Origin of the sequence: Desulforhabdus amnigena, from assembly GCF_027925305.1 — a bacterium.
Taxonomy (GTDB): Bacteria; Desulfobacterota; Syntrophobacteria; order Syntrophobacterales; family Syntrophobacteraceae; genus Desulforhabdus; species Desulforhabdus amnigena.
Genome location: NZ_BSDR01000001.1, coordinates 1,441,258 through 1,466,913 on the forward strand (window position 1 = coordinate 1,441,258; position 25,656 = coordinate 1,466,913).

The window sequence follows — 25,656 nt, forward strand, 5'->3', positions numbered from 1 at the left end:
CCCCTATCTCAATCTTTTCAAAGCCGAATCCATAATCCCCCGGATCAATTCACCGTAACCGATCCCTGCCAGCCCGCAGAGAATGGGCAGGTCCGAATCAACGGGGTGTAAACCGGCAAGGGGATTCACTTCAATGAAATTCGGCACTCCATGAACATCGGCGCGAAGATCGATACGCCCTGCATCGCGGCATCCCAGGCCTCTCCAGGCTACAAGCGCCACTTCTCCCGCTTTTTCAGCCACGGAGTCGTTTACCAGGCGATAAGAGACCCGTTCTTCGTAGTTCTTCTTGGTTTCATATGAGTAGGTCCCATCATGCGCATGTCCCGTGAACATCACTTCCATCACGGCAATGACAGCACTCTCTTTTCCTGTGCCCCTGATCCCCACCGTGAATTCACGCCCCGGCAGGAAAGCCTCTACCAGTGCGGGCTGCCCGAACCGTTGCAGAATTTCCATGCAGGCCCTGTTCATTTCGCTCCTGGACGTGACTCTTGATCCAGCCGTGATGCCCTTTCCCGTGCCTTCGGCCACAGGCTTTGCAAACAACGGAAAGGGAAGATCTATTCTTTCCAGGTCTTCCTCTTTTTCCACCACGGCAAAATCCGGAGTGGGAATTCCCAGGTCACGGATCACATGCTTGGTCATTCCCTTATGAAGCGTGAGAGCCAAAATCAGCGGATCGGAAAAAGTATAGGGAATCTCATAGGCATCCAACAGGCAAGGAATCTGCGCCTCACGCGCATATCCCCGAAGTCCTTCTGCGATATTGAAAACCAGGTCCCATCGATCCCCTGCCAGAAGCCTTTGCATGAGATCCTTCACATGCCCGATGCGGTCTGTTTCATATCCCAGATCCTTCAGAGCCTTTTCGATGGCTGCGATGGTGTCGGGATGATCGAATTCCGCCGTATCCTCTTCGCTGTACCCCTCAGCCAGGTAAGCTTCCCGAAGGTCGAATGTGATTCCTATCTTCACAGGACCGGCTCCATATCTCCACTGGACGACTCGCAAAAGGTCTCACAGCTTTTTCTTTCAACCGGGAAATTCCCGATACTTCCGCCCGGGTCCGGATACCGGTAAATATTTCCCTGGTAATTCCTCAGCAGCAGGTCATCTCCATCGCGGCCAACGACATATTCGGGGAGCAGCGGGATCTTGCCGCCGCCTGCCGGAGCGTCAATCACATAGGCCGGTACGGCATATCCCGTCGTGAATCCTCGCAATCCATGGATGATTTCCAGGCCTTTTTCCACGGGGGTACGAAAATGCGAAGACCCAGGGATGGGATCACATTGATAGAGATAATAAGGTTTGACACGCATCTTGAGTAAACCATGGACAAGGTGTTTCATGGTTTCCACACTGTCGTTCACCCCTGCGAGTAAAACCGTCTGGCTTCCCAATGGGATTCCTGCATCCGCCAACCGGGTGCAGGCATGGTTCACCTCAGGGGTCAACTCATCCGGATGGGTAAAGTGAATGCTCATCCACAAAGGATGAAAGCGTTTGAGCATTCGAGTGAGCGAAGGGGTCACACGCTGAGGCAATACCACGGGCATCTTGGTCCCTATACGGATAAATTCCACATGCGGGATCCTTCTCAGCCTGGATAAAAGCCATTCCAGGCGGTCATTCGAGAGGGTCAGCGGGTCCCCTCCCGAGAGAAGCACGTCTCGAATGGCGGGGGTTCCCTCGATGTACGCAATGGCCCTTTCCCACTCCTTGACGTTGAAATGCGTTCCGTGACCGTTACCCACCATACGTGAACGGGTGCAGTAGCGGCAGTAAGTGGAACAATATCCCGTCACCAGGAACAGGACACGGTCCGGATACCGGTGAACAATCCCTGGAACGGGACTGTCCTTTTCCTCTCCCAAAGGATCTTCCTCTTCCCCGTCCCTGTGGAAATATTCAGCAGCAACGGGAACCACGGTGCGCCTCAAAGGCTGCATGGGATCGGCGGCATCAAGCAGGCTCGCGTAATAGGGGGTAATAGCCAGAGGCAACAGGCCATTGGAATGTTCTATGGCGCTGCGCTCTTCACGGGAAAAGTCAATGATCCGTTCCAGCGCGTCCATATTCAGGATGCGGTTGCGCAACTGCCAATGCCAGTCATTCCATTCGTTCACGGAAACGCCGGGGAAAACGCGCTTGCGGAAAGCATCCGATTGGGGACTGCAGGTGAATCGAGCAGCGGCATTGAGATTCTTGGGCCTTAGACGATGCGGTTTTCTTGTCCTTGGAAGGAAAGAGGAAGGAAGAGCGGCGGTTTTTTGACCAAGCTCCGGTGTGGAAACAGGTCCAAATGCTGCTTCACCGCTTGGAGGTTCAGTATCTTCGTCGGGAGGTTCCGTTTCGTCTTCGATATATATCTTCTTTTCCATTTGAATGGCTCCTTTTTATTCATGATCAAGATGAAGGAAATCTTCACTTTCACTTGTGCAAAATTTTCCAGATCTTTTCTTTGATGCCGTTGTCTTCTTTTAGATTCATATGCCAATTCACCCCGAGCCTGCACCAATTTTACGGCCGGAAGCGGCATCCAGAAACTTTAATCCCTCCGCCTTCAGCCTTAATGGCTGAAGAGGGAGGGAAGATCAGGCTCTGCAAACCGCTGCAGTTCAGGTGCAATCCGGATGAAATGCCGAAGTGCACCTCTTACTGTGCCGGAGCGAAGCAGGGTTTCCCCTTCTTCGCTTCACAGCCGCATTATTCTTGAATTTCTTCAAAGGATTTTACGTCGATAAAATCATCCTTTTCCGTTTCGGTAATAATGCCGGTTGCTTCTATCATTTTACCGACCATTTTCGACAGATCTGCACCCTTAACGATGTAGTCCCCATCTTCGCCCTCGATCACAATCCCTTTATCGGTCTTGGCGACCACACCGGCAATGGTTTCCTGCTCATCTGCAGCAAAACCTTTATGCACACATACGGTTGAAATCATAGAAAAGACAAAAGCACACAGCAAAAGACTCAGAAGAGTTTTATGCAACTTCATTTCTTTAGTTCCTCATCACCAAGGGGTTTTTCTGCTTGATCAATAAACATCTTCTTTCAGAAACATTCGAGTCGATTCAAAACATCAGCACCCAGTACCGTCCGGCTTGCACTGAGATATTATCGGAGGATACCGCCTCGCTCTTTCATTGTCGACAACAACGTGGACAGGGTCGCGAGGCCCCTTTTCTTGAACTGTGGCAACTCCTTCGCTGTGATGAACCACCTCCTTTGATTGCCAAATTTCATGGACAACCGACGTTAAAGGTCACTTCCCAATAGAAGGACCAATAAACCTGCCTGTTCAATTTTCTCCTGCTACAATCCGGCGTATGGTTGATAGCAAATTCAGGCAATAAAGTATATAGTTATTTGATAGGATTCAAGACGCAAGGCACATTTTTTTAACTATTGAATATTTCAACATTATTTTACACATTGGAGGAGACATCGGACCCCGTTCACGGAGCTGTCGGAAAGGGAATTGTACCTTGCATGACAACTTGCATCCAACAGGCGTTCAAGGTTATGAAATGACAATATCCTTTAGATTTTCAGCACTGGTCGACCACTGCGGGCATAGTTCTTCGCAAGGCGCTTGCCTTCGTATACCACTTGTGCCAAAAACTTGTATGAAAAAATCGAGTTGCGGTGTCATATACTGACTATATGGTTTTATTACCCCCCATGACCGGAGCGGTCACAACAAAAGATGAAAAAGGGCAAAAAGACGCAAAGGGGGAGATAGTGTGAAACTCTTTTGAAAAGCGATATCGGCATGAACCATGAGCCTTTTTTCATATAAAATGTTAAAGGGGTTTTCCCCTGTGATATAAGAGAAAGCGGAGCTCAGGTTTGCAAATGACCACAAGTCAGAAAAAAATGAGGAGAAGGCAGACATGAAGAAAGGGGAGGCTCGATGAAAGTCGCTTATTTCAGTATGGAAATCGGCCTGAATGAAAACATGCCCACTTACAGTGGAGGCTTGGGGATCCTTGCGGGAGACCATATCAAATCGGCAGCCGATCTGAATATCCCCATTGTTGCAGTCACACTCCTTTATAAACGGGGTTATTTCATCCAAAACATCAATCCTCTGGGGCAGCAGGAAGAGATGTACCCCTATTTTGACCCACGGGCTTTCATGGAACCCCTTCCCTTCAAGGTGACCATCAAAATTGAGGGCCGCGACGTCCATATCGGGGTCTGGAAGTACAATCAAATCGGCATGCATGGACGGGTTCCCGTATATTTTCTAGATACGGATCTTCCCATCAATACGGCGGACGATCGCCTCATCACGCAATTCCTTTATGGAGGCGATCAACATACGCGCATCTGCCAGGAGGCGGTGTTGGGGATAGGCGGCTACCTCGCCCTGAAGAAACTCGAACGCAATATTACCACTTATCATATGAATGAAGGGCATGCCGTTTTTCTCACCCTGGCCATGCTTCGAGATGCCAACGGAAACGAAGAGAGTGTGAGAGAGCAGTGTGTTTTTACGACGCACACTCCTGTTCCTGCGGGCCATGACCGCTTTTCCTATGGTATGGCGGAAAAGGTTCTGGGGGCCTACCTGCCAGCCAATATTCGCGCTCTGGCAGGCAAAGAAGAATTGAACACCACGGTTCTCGCTCTCAATCTTTCCCGCGCGGCCAATGGAGTGAGTGAACTCCACGGTGAGATTTCCAGGCAAATGTTTCCGGGTTTCAACATCGGCCACATCACCAATGGAGTGCATCATTTGAGTTGGACGGGGCCCGAGTTTCAAGAGCTCTTCGACAGGCACCTGCCCAACTGGCGCATACAGCCCCAGGCGCTGAGCGGAGCGAGAAACATTCCCGATGATGAGATCAGGGAAGCCAAGAAGAAGGCTAAAAAACGGCTCATAAGCTACATCAATTCCGTCTCCGGTGTGGGATTCACGGACGAATTTCTCACCATCTGCTTTGCCAGGAGAGCGGCTGCGTACAAACGCGCCACCCTTCTTTTCACTGACCTGGAATATCTCTTCAACCTCTCCTTCGATCGGGCGCAGTTCATTTTTGCGGGAAAAGCCCACCCACAGGATGGCGCGGGAAAAGAGCTGATCAAGGAAATCGTGAATACGGGAAAGCAGTACGAGGACAAAATACGCCTGGTCTTCCTACCCAATTACAACATCTGGTCCGCCGCCCTCATGACTCAGGGAACGGATGTCTGGCTGAACACTCCTCGCCGCCCCCGCGAAGCCAGTGGAACAAGCGGGATGAAAGTGTGCTTCAATGGTGGAGTGAACATGAGCGTTCTGGACGGCTGGTGGCGCGAGGGATGCCGCAACCGGCTCAACGGCTGGGCGATAGGCGATGATGAAGATCAAGCCGATGAAGAGGCCGCAGCGGATCTTTACCAGGATCTCGACGACATGGTGACTACTTACTATTCCAAGCCCCAGCAGTGGTTGTCCATCATGAAGAACTCCATCGCGGATCTCACCCCCGTATTCAACACGCATCGCATGGTTCTGGATTACGTGCACAAGTACTATATCTGACAGGTGGGATCTCCCGCCTTTGGCAAGGCGGGAGCCACCCGGTCAACTATCCCCTATACGAACAAAAAAAGGGCTGCAGAGTAAGGAATCTCTGTCAGCTCCTTTTTTGAATCTTATTTTACAGCAAAATATCACGAACGGTACGAGGCGTTGATCTTTACATAGTCATAGGAAAAATCGCACGTGAAAGCGGTGAACTGAGAGTCCCCCATCCCCAGATCCAGATGCACCCGCAATTCTTTCTGCTTGAATACGGCTGTCGCTTTTTCCTCAATGTCGGACCCCGTCAGGGGAGTCCCCGCCTTGAAGACGCAGACCCGGTCAAAAAAGAGGGTGACCTTTTCCGGCTGCAAAGGGACCCCTGCACGCCCCGCGGCGGCAACGATGCGGCCCCAGTTGGCGTCTTCGCCGAAAAACGCCGTCTTGACCAAAGGAGAGTTGGCAACGGTAAAAGCGACGCTCCTGGCGCTCGCCGCATCGGAAGCTCCCGTCACCAAAATTTCGATGAATTTGGTGGCCCCTTCCCCATCCAGTACGATTTTTTTGGCCAGCTCCGAAAGTACGGCGCTCAAAGCTTCACCAAAAAGCCGGCTTTCGGGACTCATTCTATCCGCCAGGACGGCATTTCCGGCATGTCCGCCGGCAAGAACCAACAGCGTGTCGTTGGTACTCGTATCCCCGTCCACCGTGATGCTGTTGAAAGAGCGATCCGCTCCCCAATGCACCCAGTAGTTCAGAACTTGCGGGTCAACAGCGGCATCCGTGCATACAAAAGCAAGAAGCGTAGCCATGTTGGGAGCGATCATGCCCGACCCCTTGGCCACCCCGCCGATGGTAACGGTGCGCCCGCCGATTTGAATCCGGGTGCTCGCCAGTTTCGGGACGGTATCCGTCGTCATGATGGCTTCGGCGACGGCGCCCCATCTATCGGGGCGCAACCCTTTGACCAGGGCCGGCATACTCTTCTGAACCGGTTCCAGAAGCACCTGAGGACCGATGACTCCGGTGGAAGAGATGAGAATATCCCCGGGCGGCGCATTCAAAGCTTCTCCGGCCATTCGGGCCATTTCCCCGGCACGTTTGAACCCTTCTTCTCCCGTGCAGGCGTTGGCAATTCCCGCATTGACGAGGATGCCTTTTGCCCGGGAAGAATCCAGACACCGCCTGCACCACTCCACCGGTGCGGCACAAAAACGATTGGTGGTGAATACTCCGGCCGCGACCGCACCCTCCTGCGGTTCCGCCACAATCAGGGCCAGATCGAGTCGATTACGGTAACGCATGCCGGATTGCACGGCGGAAACCTGAAATCCTGGAACGACAAACGGCTGACTACTTACCGCAACATTTTTTATATTTTTTGCCACTTCCGCAGGGGCATGGGTCATTTCGTCCAACTTTGGCATCCTTTCTCACAACCGGGGGACGGGATCCGCCACCGTCGGCCGGTCCAAAAAACATGGGCTGATCTTCCTGCTCTTTCCGGAGCTGCTGCACCTGTTCTTCGCGCTGGATTTGAATGTGGAAGAGCAACCGGACCGTCTCCTCTTTTACCCTTTCGATCATTTCATCGAAGAGGGCATGCCCTTCCCGCTTGTACGCCACCAGGGGGTCCTGCTGCCCGTACCCACGCAGCCCGATTCCCTCCTTGAGGTGGTCCATATTGAGGAGGTGATCTTTCCAGAGACTGTCAACAGTCTGCAGGAGAATGTAGCTTTCGAGGTCCCGCATGACGCTTTCGCCGAATTCCTTCTCGCGCGCCGTATAACGCTCTTCAATGCGCTGCCGGAGCAACTGCCTCAAGTCTTCCTGGTTCGACTCCCCGAGGGAGTCCTCAGTGAGGCGGGTCTGGATAGCGAAAAGCTTCAGCATTTCTCCATTGATTTTATCGAGATCCCAGTCCTCGGCGTAGGTCTTCTCATCGGAACATTCCGCCACCAGGCCATCCAGCAGGTCCTCGACCATATCCATGATCACGGGCTTCAGGTTCCCACCCTGCAAGGCTTCCCTGCGCTGCCGGTAGATGATTTCACGCTGTTGATTCATGACATCGTCGTATTCGATCAACTGCTTGCGTATGCTGAAGTTCTGTGCTTCCACACGGCTCTGCGCATTTTCGATGGCCTTGCTGATGAGGCGATGTTCAATGGGTTCATCCTCGTCCATGCCGATGCGCTGCATGAGTCCGGAAAGGCGTTCAGCGGCGAAGATGCGCATGAGGTCATCTTCAAGGGAGAGATAAAAACGGGATGAACCGGGGTCCCCCTGACGTCCGGCACGGCCTCGCAGCTGATTGTCGATGCGGCGGGATTCATGCCGCTCGGTGCCGAGAATGTGAAGGCCTCCCAGTTCCGCCACGCCCGGCCCCAGCACAATGTCCGTACCACGTCCCGCCATGTTGGTGGATATGGTGACGGCCCCGCGCTGTCCAGCCCGGGAAACGATCTCGGCTTCTTTTTCGTGGTGCTTTGCATTCAGGACCAGATGGGGAACCCCCTGCCGTTTGAGCATTTCACTGAGTTTTTCGGATTTCTCGATGCTGACCGTACCGACCAGGACCGGGCGCCCCGCAGCGTGCAGTTCCTTGATTTCTCTTGCCGCCGCTCGAAATTTTTCGCGCTCCGTGCGATAAATGCAATCGGGATGGTCGATCCGGATCATTTTCCGATGCGTCGGAATGACGACCACTTCCAGCTTGTAAATCTTGTCGAATTCCGCAGCCTCGGTATCCGCCGTACCCGTCATTCCCGCCAGTTTTTCGAACATGCGGAAATAGTTCTGAAAGGTGATCGTGGCGAGAGTCTGGTTTTCATTCTCGATCTTGACCCCTTCCTTTGCCTCCAGCGCCTGATGCAGCCCCTCGCTGTAGCGGCGGCCGGGCATGAGGCGCCCGGTAAATTCGTCAACAATGATGACCTGCCCATCCTTAACGATGTAGTCCACATCACGCTTGAAAAGCACATGGGCCCTCAATGCCTGTTGCACGTGGTGCAGGCTGTCGATGTTACGGGGGTCATAGAGATTGTCGATGTTCAAAAGCTTTTCCGCCCTAGCCACGCCCTCTTCCGTAAGGGATACGGTCCGGCTTTTTTCCTCTTTGGTATAGTGTTCCCCCTCTTTGAGCCCCGGAATGATCCGGTTGACATTGTAGTAAAGCTCCGTCGACTTTTCCGCAGGGCCCGAAATGATGAGAGGAGTCCGTGCCTCGTCGATGAGGATGCTGTCCACTTCATCGACAATGGCGTAATGGAGTTCCCTCTGTACCATGTCCTCGATACGGAACTTCATGTTATCCCGGAGATAATCGAAGCCGAATTCATTGTTGGTGCCGTAGGTCACATCCGCGTTGTACGCTTCTTTCCGTTCCCTGTCGTCGAGACCATGCACAATACAGCCGACACTCAAACCCAGGAATCTATAAATCTTTCCCATCCACTCGCTGTCGCGCCGCGCCAGGTAATCATTGACCGTAACCAGATGCACCCCTTTTCCCGTCAGGGCATTGAGATACACCGGCATAGTGGCCACCAGGGTTTTACCTTCACCGGTTTTCATTTCCGCGATTTTACCTTGATGCAGCACAATGCCGCCGATCATCTGAGCGTCGAAGGGGCGCATCCCAAGGGTCCGGATAGAGGCTTCCCGAACCACTGCAAAAGCTTCCGGCAGCAGATCATCCAAAGTTTCCCCGTTTTCCAACCGCTGCCGGAATTCGGGGGTTTTGGCCTTCAAACCATCATCGGAAAGTCTGCGTATCCCGGGTTCCAATAGATTGATCTCATCCACCAGAGGAGCGATCCGCTTCAGATTTCGATCGTTCTGGCTTCCAAAAATCTTCTTTAGAAGAGCATTAATCATTTGGTAAGTATATTCCTTCCTCACAAGGAGCGATTGATTCGACTCAATCCCTTCAATGATAAGAACACGTTAGAGTGTACCATGCCGGCAAATTTTTTTTGCTTATATAACTCACCTCCTGCAGTTTTGCAATTCGCCGGCGGAAAGATGTTCTCCCGGTGAACAGGGAAGACCCGGCCCGACAGCCACAATCCCGGCTCCCGGCGCATGTCGCCAAACGCTGCTGCATCAACCATTGCAAGGGGAAGGCGAATTTTGCACCTGAATATCGAGTACAAGAGCGATTTCGTCGCATTCTGGAAACTTGGGGCAATGGAGGCAATCGGCCCAGATTTTTTGAGGAAAAATGTTTTTATCCGCCAGTTGAAACCCCATGTGCTCAAAAAATTTATCTTTATAGGTAAGGGTAAACAGCCTCCTGATTCCCAACTCCCTGGCCTCTTCGATACATGCCTCTACAAGCTTGCGCCCGATTCCTCTCTTCTGGTACGAGGGCATTACAGCCAATGAACGCACTTCTGCCAGATTTTCCCACATGATATGCAGACTGCAACAGCCTATGACTCGATCCGTTTCTGTCTCCACAGCCACAAACATATCCCGCAGGTTCGTGTACAGCTCACTCAAAGAACGGGGTAAAAGTTTTCCTTCCCTGGCAAAATCACCCAGCATCTTCTGAATGTGCGGAACATCTGCAATCCTCGCCTTACGTATCATTCTTCAAGCCCTTCGAATTCAAAACGGGCAACAATACCCGAAGTTCACCCCAAAATATGCATCGCATTTCCACATGATGAATGGTCCCGTTTTCCACAAAGACCATTTAAGATTTCGTGATTGAAAAATACAGTTAGGGAGTTGGCGGATTCCAATATCCCGTTATTCACCACGGAGACACGGAGGACATGGAGAAAATTTTGGAATCTTATGAAATCTCTCTGTGACCTCTGTGTCTCCGTGGTAAATGGGGATTTCAAGAGCGATTCACTCCCTTACCAGATTGAACGTTCCCTTCAACGGCGGCGATTCAGCAGGGACCACAGGGATTGAAGGAAATAATGCATATCCTCCATAACCGTTGAATATCCTGGAGAGACACGAACCGTGCCCTCGGGAAAGCTTCCCAGCGTCCGGTGCGCCAAGGGTGCACAATGAAGCCCGGTCCTTACGGCAATATCATAGGCTTCATCCAGAAGATAACCCACATCCGCCGGATTGAGCCCTTCGACCGTAAAGGAAACCGATCCCGTTCCCCTCTCTTCGGGGCTGTAAACTTTCACCCCGGCCATATGCTCCAGTTCGTTTTCCAGAAAAGCGGCCAATGCCAGTTCGTGCTCGCGAATGGTATCCATTCCCGTATCGAGGATAAAATCCATTCCCGCAGCCAACCCTGCGATTCCCGGCAGATTGGGGGTTCCGCTTTCGTAGCGATCGGGGCAGTACTCGGGTTGCAGGAAATCCTCAGAGCGGCTTCCCGTCCCTCCTTCCATGAGCGGCGCTACGTCGAGGTCCGGCCGGATATAGAGGATTCCCACACCTGGAGGCCCCAGCAGTCCCTTGTGCCCGGAACAGGCGAGCATCCCCAGTTTCCAGTCTCCCGCCCTGATAGGCTGCACACCGGCAGACTGGGCGGCATCCAAAAGCAGAGGGACCCCCAGATCATGGCACATCGCCGCCACCTGGGAAACAGGCTGCAAAGCTCCGTTCACATTGGAAGCATGCGTCAACACTACCAAACGTGGCAACAGTGCAAGCAGTTTTCCAAAAGCCTCCAGGTCCAGCCGTCCCTTGGAACTGCATGGAATGATATCTGCCTGCACCCCCATGCCCTTGAGTCTTTCCAAGGGACGAACCACCGCATTGTGTTCCATGGCCGAAATGAGCACTCGATCGCCAGGGCGCAGCCATCCCTTCAGCACCAAATTGATGCTTTCCGTGGCATTTCTCGTAAAAAGCACCTGGTCGCTATGGGGGATGCCCAACAGGCGAGCCGCCTTTTCCCGTGCGGAAGCCATAAGTTCCGAAGCATCCCGCGCCATGCGATAGGCTCCTCTTCCGGGAGAGGCTCCCACTTCCCGCATGGCATATTGAACAGCTTCATAAACCTGGGGAGGTTTGGGGTAGGTTGTTGCAGCATTATCGAGATAAAGAGTCATTTTATTCTTAATATTTTAAAACAGGGGTTATACGGGCGACTTCTCATGAGAGAGATCCGGTTCCCCGCAATGGCGCAGAATAAAATCCCGAGCCTCATCACGAAGCTTCAAGGCAGTCGCCCAGGCATCTCCGTCATTCTGTTCCTTGATTTCAGCCGTATTCAAAGGTTGCCCGATAGTAACGGTAATGGACCCGCGGCGGAAAAACCATGATTCCGAACGTAAAATGGAACGCGTACCCCGAATGGCTATGGGGATCACCGGCACACCGGCTTCAGCGGCCGCAGAAAAGGCTCCCATATGGAAAGGAAGGAGCCCGGGCATTCGAGTGAAGGTTCCTTCCGGGAAAAACATCAACGGACGCCCCCCACGGGCCTTACCCGCGATGCGCCGGGCATCTTCTATTCCCCGTTGTTTGTCGAAGCGATCCACAAACTCCGTTTCGATGCGGTTCAGAAACATTCGAAGACCTGCGTTTTTCAGGAGTTCCGCCTTGGCCACAAAGTTTACGGGAACAGGCAGAACCCCCACCAGGACATAACTGTCCAGGTAGCTGGCATGGTTGACCACCATGACGCAGGTGCAATCACGGGGTATATTTTCCGCTCCTTGTATTGTAACCGGAATCCTCAATGCCCCGGAAAGAAACCTCGCCACCCTCTGCATGAACTTCCACCGCAGGGACAGGTTCGGAAGAGTGAGGATCCCCAGCCAGACGAAGGGTGAAAGAATCCCCACCATCATCCAGGCGTACCCCGAGTAAAGCCCCGCGACGATCAGATTTTTGAAACGCCTCATTTCCGGAACGAGACCCGACAGCACGACACGCAGGATCTGCCACCAGGCGGCACGTTGAGGACGGCCGATCTTGCCGCTTTCATAAAGTTCACGACTGGCGGCACGCCGGATTTTCCCGCTGGAAGTTTTGAGCACCGTGCCCGGTGGCGACAAAACCACTTCATCGGGGGGCATTTCCACCAGGTCCGTTGTCAAGGCAGTGATTTTCTGCCGCAAGTTTTCCAGTTCGATGGGGTCCGTAAGCCGGGTTTCACAGAGCACGATCAGCCGCTCCGTACCAGAAACCGGGTCGGCGCTCCCGAAGACGACGACATTTCCTTTGCGAATGCCGGCAAGGTTCCCCACCGCCTCTTCCAATTCCCTGGGGTAGATATTGCGGCCCGCGCGAATGATGATGTCCTTGGTACGGCCTGTGATGAAAATGTCGCCGCCGGAGATGTACGCCAAGTCTCCCGAGTTCAGCCAGTCGCCATTGAAGAGGAGACGGTTTTGTTCCGGGTTTCGAAAATAACCGCTCGTGGTGGAAGGTCCGCGGAACTGGAGACGCCCCTCATGCCGTTCGGGCAGTTCACGGCCCGTCGGATCCAGGATGCGAATCTCGTGCCCGGCCAAGGGACGGCCGCATGCAACGAAGCGAAGCGCGCGCGGGTCTTTTTCACTGACGGGTACGGCCCTGCCTTCGCGCGTAAAAATATCCCGGTCTATGGCATCGATGAGAGGGCCCCGGCCAAGGGGGGGAAAGGCCAACCCCACCGAGCTTTCCGCCAGACCGTAAACCGGCATGAGCGCTTCCCGCCTGAAACCATAACGGCTGAAGCGCTCGCAGAAACGTTCCAGGGTTTCCGGGCTCACGGGCTCGGCGCCATTGAAAGCACCTCTCCAGCAGCTGAGGTCCAGACCCTCCAAATCCTCTTCCCGCAGCCTTTTCAGACAAAGCTCATAACCAAAATTGGGTGCAGCCGACAGGGTCCCCCGATACCGATGAATGGCCCAAAGCCATCGCTCAGGCCTTGAAATGAAAGAAAGAGGAGACATGATGACCAGGGGGACGGCGTAGTAAAGGCTGCCCAGCCAGGCCCCGATCAATCCCATATCGTGATAGAGGGGAAGCCAGCTGACAAAGACATCGGTCGGTTTGACTTCGAGTGCCTGCCCCATGGCGCGGATATTGGCCAGGAGATTGACATGAGTCAGAACCACCCCCTTGGGATTGCCGGTACTGCCTGAAGTGTACTGCAAAAAGGCCATATCCTGGGGGCCGAAAACAGGTTCCCTCCAGGTACCGGAAGCTGCAGAAAGTTCCTCCACCGTCACAACACTACGCAGGGTCTCCACCTGGGACTTGAGCAGCCTGGCGAAGGCCCTGGCTTCCGGCATGGTGATCAAAGTGACAGCGGCACAGTTTCCCAGAATGGCCCGGTGTCTCCTCAGGTGCTCTTCCACCTGGCTCTTGCGCACCGGGGGATACATGGGAACAGGCACTCCGCCCGCCATCAGGATTCCCATGAAGGTGAAAAAGTAATCCTTGCCCGTGGGAAGCATGATGGCAACAGGCTCTGCGGGTTGCAGGCCATGTTTTTGCAGTCCCGCAGCCAATACTTCGGCTCCTTCCCAAAGCTGCACATAGGAAAGACTCTCCCCTTCCCCTTCATCACTGTAGAGGCGGATATGCAGGCGGTCGGGATGCCTGCGAACATGCCAAGCCAGCATCTCCACAAGAGTCTCGACGCTGTAGGGTTCGTCGCTCACATCATCGGGTTTCACAAGCAGCGTCTCGAAGGTCGCCGCCGCCCGTGGAGCGCCGGCGCACATGAGCGCCCTCAACAGATCGCGCGGCGTATCCGCATCCGCAAAAGTCCTTTCGGACAATGTGACTCCAAAATGACGTTCAATACGCGCAAGCAGTTCCATCCGGGAAAGGCTGTCCAACCCCAACTCACGGTCCAGCGAGACATCCAGGGTCACCCGCCTGGCGGCAGGCAGACCCGGATGAAGTTCGGAGACCAGTTCCTGGATGATTTTAAAGAGGGAGTTCGATGCCTCTTTGGGGTCAAATATCGTCTTTTCTCCATTCATCTGACGCCCCCACGAGCCTTCCTTCATGAAGGAACCGACCGATATGGCAGCTACCCGCCTACTTGCCTTCGGCTTTCATGATCTTGGCCCACGTGTCCCGCAGGGTCACCGTCCGATTGAAAACCAGTTTTTCTTCTGAAGAATCCACGGGATCCACACAGAAATACCCTTGCCGTTCAAACTGATAGCGGCTCCCTGCCGGAGCACCCTTCAGGCTGGGTTCCACCCAACAGGAAGGAAGCACTTCCAGGGATTTCGGGTTCAAGTGGGTTTTGAAATCCAGGCCATCCTTTTCGTCTGCGGGATTGGGCACGGAGAAAAGGTGGCCGTACAGCCTGACCTCGGCCTGGAGTGCGTGTGGGGCCGAAACCCAGTGCAGAGTGGCCTTAACCTTTCGGCCGTCTGGAGAATCGCCCCCTCTCGTTTCGGGATCGTAGGTACACCGAAGTTCGACGATCTCGCCGGTCTTTTCATCCTTCACGACCCCCACGCAGGTGATGTAGTAGGCGTAGCGCAGGCGCACTTCCCGGCCGGGAGAGAGGCGGTAAAACTTCTTGGGAGGATGCTCCATGAAGTCTTCCTTTTCGATATAGAGCACCCGCGAAAAGGGTACTTTCCGCGTCCCCATGCCGGCATCCTCGGGATTGTTGACGGCCTCCAGTTCTTCCACCTGGTCTTCGGGATAGTTTTCTATAACCACCCGCAGGGGATTCAATACCCCCATGACCCGTGGAGCTTTCTTATTCAGGTCCTCACGGATGCAGTATTCGAGCAGGGCGATATCGACCGTGCTCTCCTTTTTGCCCACACCGATGCGTTCACAAAAGTTCCTAATGGATTCCGGAGTATATCCACGCCTTCGCATGCCGGCGAGCGTCGGCATACGGGGATCGTCCCAGCCCGTCACATGCCCTTCCTGGACGAGTTGCAGAAGTTTCCGTTTGCTCATGACCGTATAGCTCAGGTTGAGCCGCGCAAACTCGATCTGCTGAGGGTGGCATTCCAGCTCCAGTTCGTCCAGAAACCAGTCGTAGAGGGGACGATGGTCTTCATATTCCATGGTGCAGATGGAATGGGTGATACCTTCAATGGAATCGGAAATGCCGTGGGCATAGTCGTACATGGGGTAAATACACCATTTGTCACCCGTCCTGTGGTGTTCCAGATGGCGAATGCGGTACATGACGGGGTCCCGCATGTTCAAGTTGGGAGAAGCCATGTCGATTTTGGCTCGAAGCACATGTGCGCCATCTTCGAATTCCCCCGCCCGCATACGCTGAAAGAGATCCAGGTTTTCTTCAACGGAACGGTTTCGGTAGGGACTGTCCTTGCCGGGCTCGGTCAGAGTGCCGCGGTACTGCCTTATTTCATCGCCACTTAGACTGCAAACATAGGCCTTTCCCGCTTTGATCAACTGTAGCGCGTATTGATAGAGCTGTTCAAAGTAATCGGAAGCGTGAAAGAGCCGATCCCCCCAATCAAACCCCAGCCACCGGACATCCGCCTGGATGGAATCTACATATTCAACTTCCTCTTTTCCAGGATTGGTGTCATCGAAGCGAAAATTGCACACGCCTCCAAATTCCGCCGCGAGTCCGAAATTGAGGCAGATGGATTTGGCATGCCCTATGTGGAGATAACCGTTGGGTTCGGGCGGAAATCGGGTGACCACCCGGCCATTGTTTTTATTGGCTTTCACATCTTCCGCAATGATTGTACGGATGAAATTCGGCGGAGGTGTAAAATCAATCGCACTCATACTCACAGCTCCCTATTGGATTTCGTTTTTGATTTCATCATATGAAATATTGGAATATTCGTGTGGTATCCACACCATTTTTTCTCAGGCCCCTCATTTCTCATAACACATGCGTTGAATGAATCTCACCCACAAAGAATTTTGTTTACCACAAAATCACGATCCTTCGAATGTAAAATGTTTAAAACATTGCCCCGTAGCGCTTCCGAAACAGTCATGCGAAATTTTGCTCATTTCATCTTTATTTATGGTTTAAAAGTTTCATCGGGGCTGATATTGAGAATCATGCGCAGCAAAGGAACAAGCGGGCTATTTGTGTTAACTATTTTCTCTGAAAGGATTGACTGTAAATGGGTGGATTTTTTGGCGTCGTTTCTAAAGAAGATTGTGTGAGAGAACTCTTTTACGGGACCGATTATCATTCTCATTTGGGCACAAAAAGAGGCGGACTCGCTGTAGTGAACTCCGAAGGGTTCCAAAGATCCATCCACAATATCGAGAATGCATATTTCAGATCCAAGTTCGAACCCGATCTGGCCAACTTCCATGGAAACAAAGGCATAGGCGTCATCAGCGACTATGACGCGCAACCCATCATTATTGATTCTCACCTTGGAAAATTCGCCATCGTCACCGTGGGCAAAATCACTAATATCGATGAACTCAGGAGCAGAGCCTTCCTTAAAAGATCATTTTTTTCCGAAGCGAGCGCCGGCCACATCAATCCAACCGAACTGGCAGCAATGCTGATTTGCGAAGAGACTTCCTTCGAGGACGGCATTCAAAACGTTTACACATCCATCAAGGGGTCCTGTTCCATGCTGATCCTGACGGAAAAGGGCCTTTATGCCGCGAGGGACAAGTTGGGCCGAACCCCCATCGTCATCGGCAAAAGAGACGGGGCTTATGCCGTATCCTCCGAAACGTGCGCGTTTCCGAATCTGGGGTTTGATATAGACAAATACGTCGGTCCCGGCGAAATCGTCTTCATCACCGCCGAATCCCATGAACAGAGGAAGGCACCTGGGGACCAAATGCAGATTTGCTCCTTTCTTTGGGTCTACTACGGTTATCCCGCATCCTGTTATGAAGGCATAAATGTAGAGCAGGTGCGATACCGATGCGGCTCAGCGCTGGCCAGAAAAGACGATGTCCTTGTCGACTGCGTTTCGGGAATTCCAGACTCGGGAATCGGTCATGCCCTGGGATATGCCAATGAGAAATGCATTCCTTACATGCGTCCCTATGTGAAGTACACTCCCACCTGGCCCAGAAGCTTCATGCCTCAGAACCAGCGCATGCGTGACCTCGTGGCCAAAATGAAACTCATTCCCGTACGGGCGCTCATAGAAGGAAAAAGGATTCTATTTTGTGAAGATTCCATCGTGCGCGGCACTCAACTGCAGGATAATGTTCAGATACTCTATGACTACGGCGTCCTCGAGGTACACATGCGGCCCGCATGCCCCACTCTCATCTTCCCTTGCGAATTCCTCAACTTTTCAACATCGCGATCCACACTGGACCTCGCCGGCCGAAAAGCCATAAAAGAGATTGAAGGCCGCGACGACAAGTTCCTGGACGAATATGCCACTGCAGGAACCACTAAAAACAGTGATATGATCGAGAGAATCCGGAAACGATTGCGCCTCAGTTCGTTGAAATACCAGGAGATGGACGACCTGGTGGCGGCCATCGGCCTCCCCAAGGAAAAGCTGTGCACGCACTGCTGGGACGGAACAGGCTATTCTTGATTCCATTCTTTGCTGACAAGGTTCCGCCTGGTCGCAGAGAGGTGATGTTTTGAAATCTTCCTTCCCTTACGGATACTATATCAAAAACGACCATAGAGCTCCCGCAGCAATGGCAGAGCCTATGACGCCGGAAATATTGGGAGCCATTGCATGCATCAGCAGATAATTACCGGGGTCTTCACGATTTCCCAACAGTTGCACCACACGAGCCGAGTCCGGCACAGCCGAAACACCTGCCGCCCCCAACAGAGGATTGATTTTTTCCTGGACAAACAGGTTCATCAGCTTGGCAAAAACGACTCCCGCTGCCGTTGCTACCATGAATGAAGCGGCTCCCAGAACAAAAATCCCGATGGAACTCGCTGTCAGAAAGACATCGGCCTGGGTGGAAGCCCCTACCGTGATTCCAAGCAAAATGGTGACCGTATCGATGACGGTGCTTCTGGCAACAATCGCCAGTCGATCCACCACAAGGCACTCTTTCAAGAGATTTCCAAAGAAGAGCATTCCCAGCAGCGGCAGGGCGGCAGGGGCCACAAAGCAACACAATAGAAACCCCACTATGGGGAAGATGATTTTTTCACGTTTGCTGACGGGACGCGGATCCTTCATGCGGATCAGCCGCTCTTTTCGAGTCGTGAGAAGCTTCATTATGGGAGGCTGAATGACCGGCACCAGAGCCATGTAAGAATACGCCGCTATGGCGATGGGACCGATCAAATGAGGAGCAAGCTTCGCTGTGAGAAAAATAGCCGTGGGACCATCAGCTCCTCCGATAATACCGATGGAACCCGCCTCCGTTGGTGCAAACCCCAGAGCAAGTGCACCGAGAAAAGTCAGAAAAATGCCGAATTGCGCTGCCGCTCCCAGCAACATCAACCGGGGCTGGGCCAGCATGTAGGAAAAGTCCGTCATGGCCCCGATCCCAAGAAAAATGAGGGGAGGATAGATTCCCTGCAGGACTCCAAAATAGAGATAACGCAGGACGCTCCCCTCTTCATAAATCCCGAGTCCCAGTCCCTTGAACACGGGCACATTCCCCATGAGAATGCCAAACCCGATGGGAATAAGAAGGAAAGGTTCGTAATGTCTTGCTACGCCCAGGTAAATAAAAGTGATTCCCACGGCGATCATGATCAGGTGGCGGTAGTCCGCCATAGCAAATCCCGTGTTTTGCCAAAATTCGAGTAAGAGTTCCATCGCTTCCCATCGACCTCCCTTACAAGACCTCAAAACACTTGGACTTTTCGAGGCACTCCCTTGATTTTAGGACTTTTCTTGAAACCTGTTCCTCAATCGTTCAGTTATTGTGCGATGTTTCGGCCTTTAGCTAGACTTTGCCAGATTACCTGTGCGGCTATGTACTTGATGTGCTCGGTCATGCTCGGAATTCCATAACCAGATACTGGATTCAACGATTCCAATGGCCTGCGGTAAAATCCGACAATGTCGAAGTAGAATCCTGAGGATCTTAGGGGGTGAACCGCTCTTGAAATCCCCTTTTACCACGGAGGCACAGAGATCACGGAGGAATCCGGTAAGAATTCCAAAACCTTCTCCGTCCCCTTCGTGTCTCCGTGGTGAATAACGGGACATTAGAATCCACCAACTCCCTTACCGCCGGATCTCAAATTTAAGGCAATGCCTATTCAGAGTAGATCTGGGATGAATGCTCGTTCCATTTCTATCGCAAGCCCTTCGATAGCTGTCAAAGCCGGCTTCCGACTCCTTGTTTAGAGTTCGTGCCTTCCATATTACTCACCGCAGGATCAACTCTTGACGAGTTCTCTCACCTTCTGCACGAACGTCTTCATCTCCGCTTCGGTGCCGATGGTGACGCGCAAGTGGTTCCGCACGCGGGGCTTGTCGAAGTAACGCACAAGAATCCCTTCGTCTCGAAGCTTTTGAAACAGCACTTTTGCAGGAAGCCTTTCGTGCTGGATGAGTATGAAATTGGCCTTGGAAGGAACAACTGAAAATCCCAATCCACCCAGCTCCTTCGTCGTCCACTCTCTTGTTTCGATCACCTTGCGACAGGTTTCCTGAAAGTACTCCTCATCTTTGATGGATTCCAAAGCCCCGGCAAGGGCCAAACGATCCAATGTGTAGGAATTGAACGAATTTTTTGTACGGTCAAGCCCTTCTATCAGCTCCTGTTCCCCCACGGCAAACCCCACTCTCAGCCCAGCCAGGGACCTGGACTTGGAGAGCGTTTGAATGATCAAAAGGTTCGGGTATTTTTTTATGAGAGGAATAGCCGTCTCTCCCCCGAAGTCAATATAGGCTTCATCCACGACCACAGCGGAACCGGTGTTCGCCTCGAGCAGTCTTTCGATTTCCTCAGGGGAAATGCAATTGGCCGTCAAAGCATTGGGGTTGGCAAAGATGATTCCCCCGTTGGGTCGAATGTAGTCCTTCAAGTCGATGGTGAAATCCGGCCTGATGGGGATGCGTTTGGCTTCGATGTTGAAAAGATTGCAGTAGGCATCATAAAAACTGTACGTCACATCTGGAAAAAGGAGCGGAAGATCCTGTTTGAAAAAAGTAAAAAACGCGAGGGCGAGGATCTCGTCGGAACCGTTTCCCACAAATACATTCCCGGAATCCACCCCGTGATATTTGGCAATGGCGTCCCGCAAGTCCTCGCAGTTGGGGTCCGGATAGAGTTTGAGCAGGTCATTGGCAGCGTGCTTGATCGCCTCTATGACCCTTGGAGAGGGAGGATAAGGGTTCTCGTTGGTGTTTAGCTTGATGTAACGCCTGTCCTTGGGCTGTTCGCCGGGAACATACGGCTCCAGGTCTGAAACAATTTTACTCCAATATCGGCTCATTTAGTTTTTCCAATCCGTTCAGACATACATATAACATAATTAGTTAAAATATCAGATAAATTCTCTTGATTAAACATCCCTTTCCGGCATATGCCGATACCGGGAACCAAATCTTGCCAGTGCACCCGGGTTGAATCTCAAAATGGTCTGGCAAGATCTGAGGTATTCTTCATGGGTATATGAAAGACTCAGCTGCTTTTGAATCGTTTTATGAAAAAGCGCCAGGGCGGCAGAATCGAGCCGGCATGTTCTTTTCCCTCTGAGGATATCCCCGTCCAGCAGAAAGAACGTGATATCGCCTTTGATTTCCTTTGAAGTGTCCAGGAAATTTTGTAGATGGACCGGGTCTACTACTCTTGCATCGAACTGAAAGTCAACGGGAGCAAAAGGTTCACTGAAATTAAAGACCCACACCGCCACGGGCACGGGTGTGGAGGATTCCCAGAAGTTATAGCTGGAAAAACCGGCGTTGAAAGCGTCAACCTTTTCGTCGGCCAGTCCAGGAAGCTGCAGAAAAGCAGTCAGACCGCTATCCAAAATCTCCAGAGTAAAACCCTTTTCTGCAGGAACGGGTAAAGGAAAGCGTTCACCCACATGAAATTTCATTTCATCCATATCACTTTAATCACCTTTTCTTGAAGGACTCGGTAGAATCACATCGAACTTGCCGGGATGAGTCCCAGCGGCTTCTGTTTTTAAAAATCCTAAAAGGCTCCCACGCCAAAGCGAAGCCTGTTCCGCTCAACATGGAGGCGCACCTCTAAAATACCAAGAAACCTGAGCAGCTGCCTGTTCCAACAACCGTATGCTTCCTTAATATACGAATGCCAGTCCCATGAAAAGCCCCGATGCATGCACTGCAGTCAAATCCCACCATTACAAAATGGATATTTCCGTGACACTTGCGTCATAATTTTGCCGGATTAAAGCCCATTAGAGATGAATGCTCAAGCGGGAAGTGCTCAAATTTCGCGCTTCCCCCTCCCGACACATCCCATATCTCGCTTAGAGGCTGTCTGAAAAATTCCTCTGCTTGGGAGCCGAACCCGCTTCGATTCCCCCCTTGAGGGGGGCCAAGGGGGGTGTTTTTCTGGTTCGCGAAATCTTGACACCCTCCTACTCCCCCTCAAGAGGGGGAATTTTCAGACATCCTCTTAAACAAGCCCAAAAATCCCTTTCATATAATATGGGCATTTTTGTTGCAAAGGTCAGATAGTCTTTATGGAATCGATGATGTTTATCGCTCAGAGAGCTCAAACCCATGGTTCTTCTTCCCGGGAGGGCAACTGCAGCGCACTGCATCTTTCTGGAGGACCAGAAGGGGCTCAAACCAATGTAACCAAAGCATGTGGGATCAACTGGCGGTCAATACAAATGCAAGGAGTGTTACATGGACCCGAATGAATTGGAAGATTTGGATTTTGAGCTGGAGCCGGGCACTTCATCGCCTGAGGAACCAAGGGACGCTGATGCAAGAGCGTTTATCCGCAAGTCTTTTCGCGTACCGATAGAGGAGACCGGTAAGATACGGGTGAAAGTGGACGACCATGAATACACGGTCATCAATCTTTCCAGGGGGGGAGTCGGATTTTTGATCGGAAGTCCCAAATATTTTTCGCGCAATGACATCTTGTCTTCCGTCACGCTGAAAATAGCCGAAAAATCCCTGACCCTGAAGGGAAGAGTAACCCACGTCTCGCCTCACGAATCCGGTGAATGCCTCTGTGGCATGGAATTTCAGGAAATGGATGCAGAAACCGAACAGGAAATTGCGGATATTCTCGAAAAAGAACAGAGCAGGTTATTTGGGGCACGCTGATTTCCAGCAGTATATCGACCGTCGGAGGAGTCCAAGAACATGGCTGATGAGCAAAACGAGCGGGATATATTGGAGGACCTTCTGAGCGGTGTGGAAGAGGAAATGGCGCCTGCAGTAGAGGAACTCTCAAAACTTATCGAGCGTTTTACTCAATCAAGCAAAGCGGCACAGTCCAGGACCGGTACGGCAAGCATCCGTCAATCGAGGCCGCGGCTCAAGAAAAAGACGACCCACTACATTTCGGTCGATACATCCGATGCTCTCGAAGAAGCGAAAGAGGAGATCCGTACGCTTGTGTCTCCCAACCTGAAACGCCTGATATCCAAATCCCGCATTGTGGAAATGGCACTTCAGTACGTATTGAAAGAACTGGCGGAGAAGGGCACGGAAAGCAAGCTCGTCGCATACGTCATGGGCGAGAAATAAAAGCGGTTTCCGATCCCTTCCATTGATTGTCAGAGGTTCCGCTGCAGGAAATTCTCAAATAGCGTGACTGTTCGTTGAACAAGAATTTTCCTCTGGTGTCGGCAATACAGGAGGCCGGTAATGATCATTACGTGTCCCCGTTGCAAAAAACAGTGCAATATCGATGAAAAGCGCATCCCAGCAAACGCCAAAAAGGCACGATGCAAGAGCTGCGGTAATCTCTTCGCTCTCAACCTGCCCGGCAAAACGGATGCCGCAGAACTCTCCAGGGAGACCAGGATCATCGGGGTTGCGCTGAGCAAAGGGGGAGTCGGCAAAACAACGACGGCGGTAAGTCTTTCTGCGGGGCTCGCTTTGGCGGGACACAAGGTTCTGCTCATCGACACCGATACGCAGGGCCAGGCAAGCTACAGCCTCGGAGTCAAGCCGAAAGCCGGTCTTGTGGAAGTCGTTACGGAAGAACTCAAGCCGGAAGAAGCTGTCTGCAAGGTCCGGGAACGCCTCTATCTGCTCGCAGGCGGCAAGTCCCTGGCCGGCGTCAAGAGGCTCATCGACCGAAAGGACTTCGGAGGGGAACTCACTTTCAGGGAATCCCTCTCCATCTTCGAAGGGGAATACGATTACATCGTTGTGGACACCTCTCCCGGTTGGGATGCCTTGACGGTCGCGGTGCTTTTCTATGTGAAAGAAGTTCTAACGCCTATCTCCCTGGAAGTCATGGCTCTACAGGGGCTGATGGAGTTCATGAAGAGCCTTGCCAGCATCCGTAAATACCGGGACGAACTCACCTTGAAATACGTCGTCCCGACCTTTCTCGACGGGAGGGTCAAACAGTCCCAGAAAATGCTCGAAGAACTGGGCAAGCTCTACAGCGAACAGATCTGCCCCCCGATCCGTTACAATGTGAGAATATCCGAGGCTCCCGCCTACGGGAAAAGCATTTACGAATATGCGCCAGGTTCCCCCGGCGCACACGATTACCGGGAACTCGTCCGAAAGGTGGCGAACAATCCGAAGCTCTTTCGGCAGATGGATATGATCTAACGGAAGAAAACAAATCGACTTGAAACACCTTACGCCTTATAAGCTCTGCTTTTTTGAGCAGCAGGCCCCACACACCGCTTTTCCTCACACATGCGCAGCATCACATCGTGAAAAAATCCATGGTGAGACAACCGGCATGTTGTGACCCGCTCCTCTACCTGCCTCGAAAGCCTAAATATCCATATTCATGACCGTCCGCACTTCCGCAAGCGTTTTCTCGGCTTCCTGGCGTGCTCTCTGGATTCCGCGTACGAGAATGTCCCGAACCCGTCCGGGATCGTTTTCGATCTCCTTTCTGCGGGCGCGAATGGGCCTGAGATAGCTGTTGAGAGCTTCCGTGACGAAGGATTTCAATTTCCCGGCGCCGCCATTTCCGATTTCCTCGGCGATGCTCTCAGGTGTTCTCTGGGTCGCAATTCCCGCAATACGCAGGAGGTTGGAGACCTCGGGACGCTTGTCGGGATCGTAGGTGATCAGGCGGTCGGTATCCGTCTTGGCCTTTTTGATGAGTTTGGCCGTTTCCTCTTCTGTCGCACGCAACATAATGGAATTATGCCGGCTCTTGCTCATTTTCTGAGCGCCGTCCAACCCCAGAATGACCGGAGCGCTGCTCAAGAGCGCCGCGGGTTCGGGAAATACCTCTTTATCCTTACCAAATTTCTTGTTGAAACGCCGTGCGATGGTGCGTGTAAGCTCCAGGTGAGGGAGCTGGTCCTTGCCGACGGGAACCACGTTGGCCTTGCAAAAGAGAATATCCGCCGCCTGATGCACGGGATAGATATACATTCCGGCATTGACTCGCTTTTGACCGGCCGCCTCGATCTCTTCCTTGACTGTCGGATTCCTGTCCAATTCCGCATTGGAGACGAGCGTCAGGAACGGAAGAAGCAGCTGGTTGAGTTCGGGAACATGGCTGTGAGGGAAAATAAACGTCCTTCCGCAATCCGGGTCGAGCCCAACGGCAACATAATCCATGACGAGCTGATGCACATTTTCAGAAATCGCGTCAAACGCATCCCGATCAGTCAGAACCTGGTAGTCGGCGATGACCACAAAGACTTCAACTCCGAGATTTTGCAGCCGGACACGATTTTCGAGAGAGCCGAACAAGTGCCCCACATGCAAGCTGCCCGTCGGCCGGTCTCCGGTGAGGACCCTGTACTTTCCGGGATTTATCTTCAGATCCTTCTCGATAGCCTCACTTCTTTTCAAAGAGGCTTCAAAGGTTCCGTATTCGATCGTCTTCACAGAATTCATGTTTGTTCTCCGTTTTCGTCCGTATTTGTGGAGCGCTCAAGCTAAAAGAGTTTCAATTGAATAAAATGATGCTCTTATCTAAAGTAGCGTAATAAATCAAGTCTTCCCCAAACGAAAAAGCACTGTTTTTCCATGCGGGAGAAAATCATTCAGGCCGTGGGAATTTGAGCCTTGCCCAATATGTAGCTGATGATTTGGTGCCAGTCCGCAAAGGGAGTCTGAAGCGGTTCGTTTGATTCCCGCCCCATGGGCAAGGTCTCCAGGGACCACTCCTTGACAGCCACCGGCACAGAGACTATCAAATATGTGTAATGAAACGAATTATTGTCATCTTTAT

The 25,656-nt window shown here is 52.3% G+C and carries 18 protein-coding genes; 5 read left to right on the forward strand and 13 right to left on the reverse strand.

The features are described from left to right. Positions 1-3: 3 nt before the first annotated feature. From QMG16_RS06205 to QMG16_RS06215, 3 genes are all read right to left on the reverse strand, one after another. On the reverse strand, positions 4-978 hold the full coding sequence (locus QMG16_RS06205; RefSeq protein ID WP_281793038.1) for a D-alanine--D-alanine ligase family protein: 975 nt from the start codon (positions 976-978) through the stop codon (positions 4-6). Then, positions 975-2,387, reverse strand: a complete 1,413-nt coding sequence (locus QMG16_RS06210) for a KamA family radical SAM protein (protein WP_281793040.1) — start codon at positions 2,385-2,387, stop codon at positions 975-977. Before QMG16_RS06210 ends, QMG16_RS06205 begins: the two co-directional genes overlap by 4 nt. 325 nt (positions 2,388-2,712) lie before the next feature. Continuing rightward, a complete protein-coding gene (locus QMG16_RS06215; RefSeq protein ID WP_281793042.1) occupies positions 2,713-3,006 on the reverse strand; it encodes a hypothetical protein in 294 nt (97 codons plus the stop codon). Positions 3,007-3,924: 918 nt separating this feature from the next. Here QMG16_RS06215 and glgP point away from each other — a divergent pair. After that, positions 3,925-5,541 (forward strand): alpha-glucan family phosphorylase, encoded by a 1,617-nt coding sequence (gene glgP, locus QMG16_RS06220; RefSeq protein WP_281793043.1) that lies wholly within the window; start codon positions 3,925-3,927, stop codon positions 5,539-5,541. Positions 5,542-5,672: 131 nt separating this feature from the next. Here glgP and argJ read toward each other — a convergent pair whose 3' ends face one another. From argJ to QMG16_RS06250, 6 genes are all read right to left on the reverse strand, one after another. Next, entirely contained in the window at positions 5,673-6,929 is a 1,257-nt protein-coding gene (gene argJ / locus QMG16_RS06225) for a bifunctional glutamate N-acetyltransferase/amino-acid acetyltransferase ArgJ (RefSeq protein WP_281797041.1), read from the reverse strand. Further along, positions 6,874-9,399, reverse strand: a complete 2,526-nt coding sequence (gene secA / locus QMG16_RS06230) for a preprotein translocase subunit SecA (protein WP_281793045.1) — start codon at positions 9,397-9,399, stop codon at positions 6,874-6,876. Before secA ends, argJ begins: the two co-directional genes overlap by 56 nt. A gap of 228 nt (positions 9,400-9,627) precedes the next feature. Further along, positions 9,628-10,116 carry an N-acetyltransferase gene (locus QMG16_RS06235; protein WP_281793047.1) on the reverse strand — a complete coding sequence of 163 codons (489 nt, stop codon included), beginning with the start codon at positions 10,114-10,116 and terminating at the stop codon, positions 9,628-9,630. 296 nt (positions 10,117-10,412) lie between these two features. Continuing rightward, positions 10,413-11,555, reverse strand: a complete 1,143-nt coding sequence (locus QMG16_RS06240) for an aminotransferase class V-fold PLP-dependent enzyme (protein ID WP_281793050.1) — start codon at positions 11,553-11,555, stop codon at positions 10,413-10,415. 27 nt (positions 11,556-11,582) lie between these two features. Then, on the reverse strand, positions 11,583-14,429 hold the full coding sequence (locus QMG16_RS06245; protein ID WP_281793052.1) for an AMP-binding protein: 2,847 nt from the start codon (positions 14,427-14,429) through the stop codon (positions 11,583-11,585). Positions 14,430-14,487: 58 nt separating this feature from the next. After that, a complete protein-coding gene (locus QMG16_RS06250) occupies positions 14,488-16,188 on the reverse strand; it encodes a glutamine--tRNA ligase/YqeY domain fusion protein (protein WP_281793054.1) in 1,701 nt (566 codons plus the stop codon). 350 nt (positions 16,189-16,538) lie between these two features. On the opposite strand from QMG16_RS06250, the gene QMG16_RS06255 reads away from it, so the two are divergent. Beyond that, a complete protein-coding gene (locus QMG16_RS06255; RefSeq protein WP_281793056.1) occupies positions 16,539-17,942 on the forward strand; it encodes an amidophosphoribosyltransferase in 1,404 nt (467 codons plus the stop codon). Between the two features lie 75 nt (positions 17,943-18,017). On the opposite strand, the gene QMG16_RS06260 is transcribed toward QMG16_RS06255, so the two are convergent. The 3 genes from QMG16_RS06260 to QMG16_RS06270 form a co-directional block, all read right to left on the reverse strand. Further along, the gene (locus QMG16_RS06260; RefSeq protein ID WP_281793058.1) at positions 18,018-19,142 is read right to left on the reverse strand and encodes a sodium ion-translocating decarboxylase subunit beta; all 1,125 of its coding nucleotides are present in this window, start codon (positions 19,140-19,142) and stop codon (positions 18,018-18,020) included. Between the two features lie 569 nt (positions 19,143-19,711). Then, positions 19,712-20,773, reverse strand: coding sequence for a histidinol-phosphate transaminase (gene hisC / locus QMG16_RS06265; RefSeq protein ID WP_281793060.1), 1,062 nt, complete (start codon positions 20,771-20,773; stop codon positions 19,712-19,714). A 69-nt stretch (positions 20,774-20,842) separates the two neighbouring features. Then, positions 20,843-21,388, reverse strand: coding sequence for a hypothetical protein (locus tag QMG16_RS06270; RefSeq protein ID WP_281793062.1), 546 nt, complete (start codon positions 21,386-21,388; stop codon positions 20,843-20,845). 775 nt (positions 21,389-22,163) lie between these two features. Between QMG16_RS06270 and QMG16_RS06275 the strand changes: the two genes are divergently transcribed. From QMG16_RS06275 to QMG16_RS06285, 3 genes are all read left to right on the forward strand, one after another. Next, on the forward strand, positions 22,164-22,592 hold the full coding sequence (locus QMG16_RS06275) for a PilZ domain-containing protein (protein WP_281793064.1): 429 nt from the start codon (positions 22,164-22,166) through the stop codon (positions 22,590-22,592). 39 nt (positions 22,593-22,631) lie between these two features. Continuing rightward, complete coding sequence (locus tag QMG16_RS06280) at positions 22,632-23,018, forward strand: hypothetical protein (RefSeq protein WP_281793066.1); 387 nt, start codon at positions 22,632-22,634, stop codon at positions 23,016-23,018. 120 nt (positions 23,019-23,138) lie between these two features. Beyond that, positions 23,139-24,062 carry an AAA family ATPase gene (locus QMG16_RS06285; RefSeq protein ID WP_281793068.1) on the forward strand — a complete coding sequence of 308 codons (924 nt, stop codon included), beginning with the start codon at positions 23,139-23,141 and terminating at the stop codon, positions 24,060-24,062. A gap of 171 nt (positions 24,063-24,233) precedes the next feature. On the opposite strand, the gene trpS is transcribed toward QMG16_RS06285, so the two are convergent. Beyond that, complete coding sequence (gene trpS / locus QMG16_RS06290) at positions 24,234-25,319, reverse strand: tryptophan--tRNA ligase (protein WP_281793070.1); 1,086 nt, start codon at positions 25,317-25,319, stop codon at positions 24,234-24,236. Positions 25,320-25,656 lie beyond the last annotated feature (337 nt).

Coding starts and splice junctions, on each gene's coding strand:
- QMG16_RS06210 (WP_281793040.1), bottom strand. CDS start 2,387: ATGGAAAAGAAGATATATATCGAAGACGAAACGGAACCTCCCGACGAA.
- trpS (WP_281793070.1), bottom strand. CDS start 25,319: ATGAATTCTGTGAAGACGATCGAATACGGAACCTTTGAAGCCTCTTTG.
- QMG16_RS06285 (WP_281793068.1), top strand. CDS start 23,139: ATGATCATTACGTGTCCCCGTTGCAAAAAACAGTGCAATATCGATGAA.
- glgP (WP_281793043.1), top strand. CDS start 3,925: ATGAAAGTCGCTTATTTCAGTATGGAAATCGGCCTGAATGAAAACATG.
- secA (WP_281793045.1), bottom strand. CDS start 9,399: ATGATTAATGCTCTTCTAAAGAAGATTTTTGGAAGCCAGAACGATCGA.
- QMG16_RS06280 (WP_281793066.1), top strand. CDS start 22,632: ATGGCTGATGAGCAAAACGAGCGGGATATATTGGAGGACCTTCTGAGC.
- argJ (WP_281797041.1), bottom strand. CDS start 6,929: ATGACCCATGCCCCTGCGGAAGTGGCAAAAAATATAAAAAATGTTGCG.
- QMG16_RS06255 (WP_281793056.1), top strand. CDS start 16,539: ATGGGTGGATTTTTTGGCGTCGTTTCTAAAGAAGATTGTGTGAGAGAA.
- QMG16_RS06245 (WP_281793052.1), bottom strand. CDS start 14,429: ATGAATGGAGAAAAGACGATATTTGACCCCAAAGAGGCATCGAACTCC.
- QMG16_RS06240 (WP_281793050.1), bottom strand. CDS start 11,555: ATGACTCTTTATCTCGATAATGCTGCAACAACCTACCCCAAACCTCCC.
- QMG16_RS06275 (WP_281793064.1), top strand. CDS start 22,164: ATGGACCCGAATGAATTGGAAGATTTGGATTTTGAGCTGGAGCCGGGC.
- hisC (WP_281793060.1), bottom strand. CDS start 20,773: ATGAGCCGATATTGGAGTAAAATTGTTTCAGACCTGGAGCCGTATGTT.
- QMG16_RS06215 (WP_281793042.1), bottom strand. CDS start 3,006: ATGAAGTTGCATAAAACTCTTCTGAGTCTTTTGCTGTGTGCTTTTGTC.
- QMG16_RS06235 (WP_281793047.1), bottom strand. CDS start 10,116: ATGATACGTAAGGCGAGGATTGCAGATGTTCCGCACATTCAGAAGATG.
- QMG16_RS06260 (WP_281793058.1), bottom strand. CDS start 19,142: ATGGAACTCTTACTCGAATTTTGGCAAAACACGGGATTTGCTATGGCG.
- QMG16_RS06250 (WP_281793054.1), bottom strand. CDS start 16,188: ATGAGTGCGATTGATTTTACACCTCCGCCGAATTTCATCCGTACAATC.
- QMG16_RS06270 (WP_281793062.1), bottom strand. CDS start 21,388: ATGGATGAAATGAAATTTCATGTGGGTGAACGCTTTCCTTTACCCGTT.